Raw genomic sequence first — 6,655 nt, 5'->3', positions numbered from 1 at the left:
GGAAGGCGTGCGCTCAGCTCTGCTGGGCGTTCTGCCCCACGTAGAACTCGAAGAGCAGACCCCCGATGGTGATCAGCAGCGCCGCGAGGGCGATGAGGATCAGCCAGGAGTACCAGAAGGCCAGGGCCAGGCCCATCAGACCGGCAGAGGCCGCCAGGGCGAACGGCCAGTAACTGGCCGGCGGGAAGAACCCGAGCTCGCCGGCGCCCTCGGCGATGTCGGCGTCCTTCCGGTCCTCGGGCCGGGCGTCGATGCGCCGCGAGACGAACCAGAAGAAGCCACCGATCAGGCCGGTGAGGCCGCCGGAGAGCACCAGCGCTGTGGTGCCGATCGGCTCGCGGGACCAGAAGCCGTACACGGCCGCGGCGATGATGCAGAACAGCGCGATGACGTTGAAGATCAGCGCCTCGACCTTCACGGTCGTGCCTCCTCGGGCGTGGTGACGACCGGGCGGGCGGACACCCGACGGTCAGCCATTGTTGTCGGACTGCTGCTCGCTGGTGGTCTTGCTCTCGATCAGGTCCAGAGGCGTGGTGGTGGACGCCGTCCCGGGCTGACCGATCTCCTCCAGCGCCTCGTAGGTGTCCATGCCGTCCTCCCGGGCCGCCAGGTAGGCGTCGTACTCGTCACCGGACACCGCACGCACCTCGAAGTTCATGTACGCGTGGTACGTGCCGCACAACTCGGCGCAGCGCCCGACGTAGGCGCCCTCCTCCTGGACGGTGACCTCGAAGACGTTGTCGCGGCCGTTCTCGTTGCCGGGGATGACGTCGAGCTTGAAGAGGAACTCGGGCACCCAGAACGAGTGGATGACGTCGGCGGAGGCCACCTCGAACCGGATGGTGCGCTCGGTGGGCACGACGAGGATGGGGATCTCCTCGGTGCTCCCCACGGTGTTCACCGGCTCGCCGTCGGCGCCGGTGGTCTCCGGGTAGACGAACTGCCAGTTCCACTTGAAGGCGTTGACCGCGATGGTCTCGTCGGGCTCGTCGCTGCGCTCCATCACCCGGTTCTGCACGACCACGGTGTAGAAGAACAGGCCCGCGATGATCAGGAACGGCAGGATCGTGTAGACGATCTCCAGCGGCAGGTTGTAGGCCGTCTGCTTCGGCAGCTCGTCGCTGCGCTTCCGGTGGGCCACCACCGAGTACAGGATCAGGCCCCACACCAGGAAGCCGACGATCAGAGCAGCGATCACCGAACCGGTCCACAGCTCGCGCATGTCCTGGGACTGCTCGGTGATGCCCTCCGGCCAGCCGAACCGCCAGAACTCGTTGTTCGGCATCGCGCATCCGGTGAGGGTTGCGACCCCCAGGAGACCGAGCGCGGCCAGCCGCGCGAGCCTGCTGCCTCGAGCCACTGCTCGCTGCCTCCTCGTCTTCCGTCCGGGTGCCCGGACGGTCCTCCCAGCGGGTCGCCCACCGGCTTCCGGCAGACGGCATCCACGCCGATCACAGTGTGGGGCGAGACTATCCGACTCCGCTCGGCGGCCGACCACCGGAGACACCTGACCGGCGGGTCGCAGCCACGCAGGTCGGCGCGACGGATCCGGCCCGGCCGGATCCCGAGGGGGTGGCGGCCCGGCACGGCCGGCACACGCATGTCGGCCGGGCCGGCGCGGCCGGCGGTTAGAGTCGGGTGCGTGTACTCCCGGCTGCTGACCCCCAAGTGGCTGCTGCTGCACCTGCTGGTGGCGGCCCTGTTCGTGGCCACGTTCTTCCTCGGCTACTGGCAGCTGACCAAGGCCGAGGCCGGCGGCGGCGCGGTCAACTGGAGCTACGCCCTGCAGTGGCCCCTGTACGGCTTCATGGGCCTGTGGTTCTACCTGCGCATGGTGAAGATCGAGCTGCACCGCGATCCGGACGACGACGCGCCAGGCTCGGCCGTCGTCCTCTACCAGCGCCCCCGCATCGACACGTCAGGAGATCCGGAGCTGGCCGCCTACAACGCCTACCTCGCCGAGCTCAACGAGCGCGCCCTCGGTCAGCGGAGTGCCGGCAATGGCGGGTGACCGCGTCGCGCCGGCCCGCGACTCCGAGCAGGCGATCGCCGCGGCGCTGCAGCGCTACCGGGTCATGGCGAACGTCGTGGGAGTCCTGCTCATCCTGCTCATCGTGGTGGCGGTGCCGCTGAAGCACTGGGGCGGCATCCCGACGCCCGTCACGATCCTCGGCACGGCCCACGGCTGGCTCTACGCGCTCTTCTTCCTGTCGGCCGTCGACCTGGCGCTGCGGGCGAAGTGGACCCTCAAGGGCACGGTCGTCGCCCTGGTGGCCGGCACCATCCCGTTCCTGTCGTTCGCCGCCGAGCACTCCGTCACCCGGCGGATGCGCGCCGGCGAGCGCGTGTGACCCCCGGTCGACGACCGCTCCCCCACCCCTCCCCGCTCCCGAGGACCTGCCCCTGATGTGTGGCCTGCTCGCCTACTTCTCCACCGACGCCGACCGGGTCGACGACGCCGCGGTCGCCGCCGTCCGGGGAGCTCAGCACTGCATGCGCCACCGCGGCCCGGACGAGAACGAGGCCTGGTGGGACGCCCGTGCGGTCTTCGGGTTCAACCGGCTGTCGTTCATCGACATCGAGCACAGCCACCAGCCGATGCCCTACGCGGACGGCCGGTACCGCATCGTCTTCAACGGCGAGATCTACAACTACCTCGAGCTGCGCGAGGAGCTGGCCGCCGCGGGCGCGACCTTCGCGACCGAGGGCGACACCGAGGCGATCGTCGCCGGCTACCACGTCTGGGGCGAGGACGTCGTCCGCAGGCTGCGCGGAATGTTCGCCTTCGTCATCTGGGACACCCGTACGAGCACGGTGTTCGGTGCCCGCGATCCCTTCGGCATCAAGCCGCTGTTCACGACCCGGCTGGCCGACGGCGCGATCGTGTTCGGCTCGGAGAAGAAGGCGCTGCTCGAGCTCCTCGGTGGCAGCAAGGCCGCCGGGGGGGTGGACCCGGCCTCGCTGCAGCACTACCTGACGCTGCAGTACGTGCCGGAGCCCGCGACCCTGCACACCGGCATCCGCCGGATCGAGAGCGGCACCAGCTTCACCGTCGTCGACGGCGAGCTGCACACCACGCGCTACTTCCACCCCTCCTTCCCGGTGCGGCCGGTCGCGAAGGACGAGCAGCAGGCGCTCTACGACCGGATCGCCGACGTCCTCGACGACTCCGTCCGGATGCACATGCGGGCCGACGTGACCGTCGGGTCCTTCCTTTCCGGCGGCATCGACTCCACGGCCATCGCGGCGCTCGCCAAGCGCTACAACCCGAAGCTGCTCACCTTCACGACCGGCTTCGAGCGCGAGGGGTTCTCCGAGATCGACGTCGCCGCCGAGTCGGCCGCGGCGATCGGGGTCGAGCACATCACCAAGGTGGTGACCGCGGAGGAGTTCGCCGAGTCGATCCCGCTCGTCGTCTGGTACCTCGACGACCCGGTCGCCGATCCCGCACTCGTGCCGCTGTACTTCATCGCCCGCGAGGCCCGGAAGCACGTGAAGGTGGTGCTCTCCGGCGAGGGCGCCGACGAGCTGTTCGGCGGCTACAACATCTACCGGGAACCGCTGTCCCTTGCCGCGTTCGAGAGGCTGCCCACCGGCGTGCGCCGGGCGCTGGGGAAGCTGTCGGCCCGGCTGCCCGACGGCATGCGCGGCAAGGACCTGCTCCGGCGCGGGTCCATCCCGCTGGAGGAGCGGTACTACGGCAACGCCCGGATCTTCCGGGACGACGAGCTGGGCTTCCTGGAGCGGCGCGACCCCGACCTCTCGCACGTGGCGGTCACCGCGGAGCTCTACCGGCGCACCCGGGCCGCCGGCTACGACGACGTCACCGCGATGCAGTACGTGGACCTGTTCACGTGGTTGCGCGGAGACATCCTCGTGAAGGCCGACAAGATGACGATGGCCAATTCGCTCGAGCTGCGGGTGCCCTTCCTCGACCCCGAGGTCTTCCGGGTCGCCAGCACCCTGCCGGTGGACCAACGGGTGACCAGGGAGACGACGAAGTACGCGCTCCGGCGGGCCCTGGAGCAGATCGTGCCGCCGCACGTGCTCAACCGCCGCAAACTCGGCTTCCCGGTCCCCACACGGCACTGGCTGGCCGAGGGCCTGCACGACTGGGCCCGGCAGATCATCGAGGAGAGCCAGACCGACGAGTGGTTCGACCGCCGGCAGATCCTCTGGATGCTCGACGAGCACCGCGACAACCAGCGCAGCGGCTCGGCGGTCGACTACTCGCGCAAGCTGTGGACGCTGCTGGTCTTCATGATCTGGCACGGCATCTTCGTCGAGGAGCGCATCAGGCCCGACGTCCCCGAGCCGGCGTATCCGGTCAGGTTGTAGCCGCCCTCGTCGATCATCGACTCCGCTGCCGTGTGCCGGTGGCGACGACCCGATGATCGACCGCGCGGCCCCCGCGACACGACGGCGCCCGGTTCCCCTGTCGGGGGAAACCGGGCGCCGGTTCGTTCAGGTGATGCGGCTCAGCTGAAGGAGTCGCCGCAGGCGCAGGAGTTGCCTGCGTTGGGGTTGTCGATCGTGAAGCCCTGCTTCTCGATGGTGTCGACGAAGTCGATGACCGCGCCGCCGAGGTAGGGGCCGCTCATGCGGTCGACGATGACCTCGACGCCGCCGTACTCGTAGGTCTGGTCACCGTCGAGGAAGCGCTCGTCGAAGAACAGCTGGTAGCGCAGACCGGAGCAGCCGCCCGGCTGCACGGCGATGCGCAGCCGCAGGTCGTCGCGACCCTCCTGGTCCAGCAGCGCCTTGACCTTCGCGGCCGCCGGCTCGCTGAGGATGACGCCGGTGGCGGCGTCGGTCGTGTCCTGCACCGACATGTTGTGTCCTCCCACATTCCTGGGTGCCCGCTGCGGCACGTCCCGCAGCGACCCAACACCGCCGCGGCGGAGCTTCTTCCACTGTACGGCGCCCGAGCCGAGTTCCCAGGTCTCCTTTCCCACACACGTAGACTTCGAGCCCGTGAAGCTCCGCCTGCCCGGCCGCCGCGACCGCGCCGAGACGACCGCGCCGACCACTCCGGACGCCGGTACCGACCTTCCCGGGCAGCCGGACCGCTCCGCCGGGAAGGGGCGCCCGACCCCCAGGCGCAGCGAGGCCCAGGGACGGCGTCCCGGTCCCCCACCGCCGCCGCCGACCACTCGCAAGGAGGCCTACAAGCGGATGAGGGAGCAGCAGGCCGCCCGGCGGGCCGAGACCCGGCTGGGCGCCGCGCGAGGCGACGACGCGTACCTCCCCGCCCGCGACCGCGGTCCGGTGCGCAAGCTCGTACGGGACGTGGTCGACGCCCGCCGCAACGTGGGCAGCTTCTTCCTCGCCATCGCCGGCGTGGCCCTGATCGGCACCGTGGTGCCGAGCCTCGTCGTCCGCAACTACGCGAGCTTCCTGCTGTTCGGGTTCTTCCTGCTGCTCATCGTCGACTCGTTCCTGCTGGGCCGGCGGATCAAGCGGAAGGTCGCCGAGCGCTTCCCGGAGACGCAGAAGACGCGCGGCCTGGTCTGGTACGGGATCAGCCGGGCGACCATGGTCCGGCGCTGGCGCTTCCCCAAGCCCGACGTCCCCCTGGGCGCCGACGTCTAGGCCCCCCGCAGGGCCCCGCCGCGAGCGTGCGAGCGGTGGGGGGCGGGGGTCCTTGTACTAGCGTCCGACCGGTGGAATTCCGACGCCTCGGCCGCTCCGGCCTGAACATCTCCGAGATCGCCTACGGCAACTGGCTGACGCACGGCGGCCAGGTGGAGGAGGACGCGGCCTTCGCCTGCGTGCGCGCCGCCCTCGACGCCGGCATCACCACGTTCGACACCGCCGACGTCTACGCCGGCACCCGGGCCGAGGCCGTCCTGGGCCGCGCCCTGGAGGGCCGGCGCCGCTCCTCCTACGAGCTGTTCACCAAGGTCTACTGGCCCACCGGCCCCGGCCGGAACGACCGCGGGCTCTCCCGCAAGCACATCATCGAGAGCTGCCACGCCTCGCTGCGGCGGCTGCAGACCGACTACGTCGACCTCTACCAGGCGCACCGCTACGACCCGACGGTGCCGCTCGAGGAGACGATGACCGCCTTCGCCGACCTCGTGCGGTCGGGGAAGGCGCTCTACATCGGCGTCTCGGAGTGGAACGCCGAGCAGATCGCCGCCGGCGCCGCCCTCGCCCGCGAGCTGGGCATCCACCTGATCAGCAACCAGCCCCAGTACTCGATGCTGTGGCGGGTCATCGAGTCGGAGGTCGTGCCGACGTCGGAGAAGCACGGGCTGTCCCAGATCGTCTGGTCCCCGCTGGCGCAGGGCGTGCTCACGGGCAAGTACCGCCCGGGCGAGCGGCCGCCCGCCGACAGCCGCGGCGGCCACGCGGAGGCCGGCCAGTCGATGCGCGGCTTCCTGCGCGACGACATCCTCACCCGCGTCCAGGACCTGCGGCCGATCGCCGACGACCTGGGGCTGTCGATGGCCCAGCTGGCGATCGCGTGGGTGCTGCAGAACCCGAACGTCGCGGCCGCGATCATCGGTGCCACCCGGCCCGAGCAGGTGCACGACAACGTCAAGGCCGCCGGGGTCCGGCTCGACGCCGACGTCCTCCGACGGATCGACGACGTCCTCGGCGACGTCGTGGAGCGCGACCCGGCGAAGACGGCGAGGGGCTAGCGAGCGCG

Annotated in this window: 8 protein-coding genes; 5 read left to right on the top strand and 3 right to left on the bottom strand. The window is 70.5% G+C overall.

The window, feature by feature from the left end:
• Positions 1 to 13: 13 nt before the first annotated feature.
• Positions 14 to 418, bottom strand: coding sequence for a cytochrome c oxidase subunit 4 (locus ACFSHS_RS11320; RefSeq protein WP_376875507.1), 405 nt, complete (start codon positions 416 to 418; stop codon positions 14 to 16).
• Between the two features lie 51 nt (positions 419 to 469).
• The gene (gene ctaC / locus ACFSHS_RS11315) at positions 470 to 1,360 is read right to left on the bottom strand and encodes an aa3-type cytochrome oxidase subunit II (RefSeq protein ID WP_376875504.1); all 891 of its coding nucleotides are present in this window, start codon (positions 1,358 to 1,360) and stop codon (positions 470 to 472) included.
• A 282-nt stretch (positions 1,361 to 1,642) separates the two neighbouring features.
• Between ctaC and ACFSHS_RS11310 the strand changes: the two genes are divergently transcribed.
• The 3 genes from ACFSHS_RS11310 to asnB are packed head-to-tail and all read left to right on the top strand — an operon-like array spanning position 1,643 to position 4,338.
• Positions 1,643 to 2,011, top strand: a complete 369-nt coding sequence (locus ACFSHS_RS11310; RefSeq protein WP_376875501.1) for a metalloprotease — start codon at positions 1,643 to 1,645, stop codon at positions 2,009 to 2,011.
• Positions 2,001 to 2,351 carry a DUF3817 domain-containing protein gene (locus tag ACFSHS_RS11305; RefSeq protein WP_376875499.1) on the top strand — a complete coding sequence of 117 codons (351 nt, stop codon included), beginning with the start codon at positions 2,001 to 2,003 and terminating at the stop codon, positions 2,349 to 2,351. The genes ACFSHS_RS11310 and ACFSHS_RS11305 overlap by 11 nt, the downstream gene beginning before the upstream one ends.
• 55 nt (positions 2,352 to 2,406) lie before the next feature.
• The gene (gene asnB / locus ACFSHS_RS11300) at positions 2,407 to 4,338 is read left to right on the top strand and encodes an asparagine synthase (glutamine-hydrolyzing) (protein ID WP_376875496.1); all 1,932 of its coding nucleotides are present in this window, start codon (positions 2,407 to 2,409) and stop codon (positions 4,336 to 4,338) included.
• A 140-nt stretch (positions 4,339 to 4,478) separates the two neighbouring features.
• Here the strand turns inward: asnB and ACFSHS_RS11295 are convergent, their stop codons facing one another.
• Positions 4,479 to 4,832, bottom strand: coding sequence for a HesB/IscA family protein (locus ACFSHS_RS11295; protein WP_376875493.1), 354 nt, complete (start codon positions 4,830 to 4,832; stop codon positions 4,479 to 4,481).
• Positions 4,833 to 4,974: 142 nt separating this feature from the next.
• Between ACFSHS_RS11295 and ACFSHS_RS11290 the strand changes: the two genes are divergently transcribed.
• Positions 4,975 to 5,592, top strand: coding sequence for a DUF3043 domain-containing protein (locus ACFSHS_RS11290; RefSeq protein WP_376875490.1), 618 nt, complete (start codon positions 4,975 to 4,977; stop codon positions 5,590 to 5,592).
• A gap of 71 nt (positions 5,593 to 5,663) precedes the next feature.
• On the top strand, positions 5,664 to 6,647 hold the full coding sequence (locus ACFSHS_RS11285; protein ID WP_376875487.1) for an aldo/keto reductase family protein: 984 nt from the start codon (positions 5,664 to 5,666) through the stop codon (positions 6,645 to 6,647).
• Positions 6,648 to 6,655 lie beyond the last annotated feature (8 nt).

Origin of the sequence: Blastococcus deserti (assembly GCF_042682525.1) — a bacterium.
GTDB classification, from domain to species: domain Bacteria; phylum Actinomycetota; class Actinomycetes; order Mycobacteriales; family Geodermatophilaceae; genus Blastococcus_B; species Blastococcus_B deserti.
The sequence above is the reverse complement of the archived record's forward strand: the minus strand, read 5'-3'. Positions and strand labels throughout refer to the sequence as shown.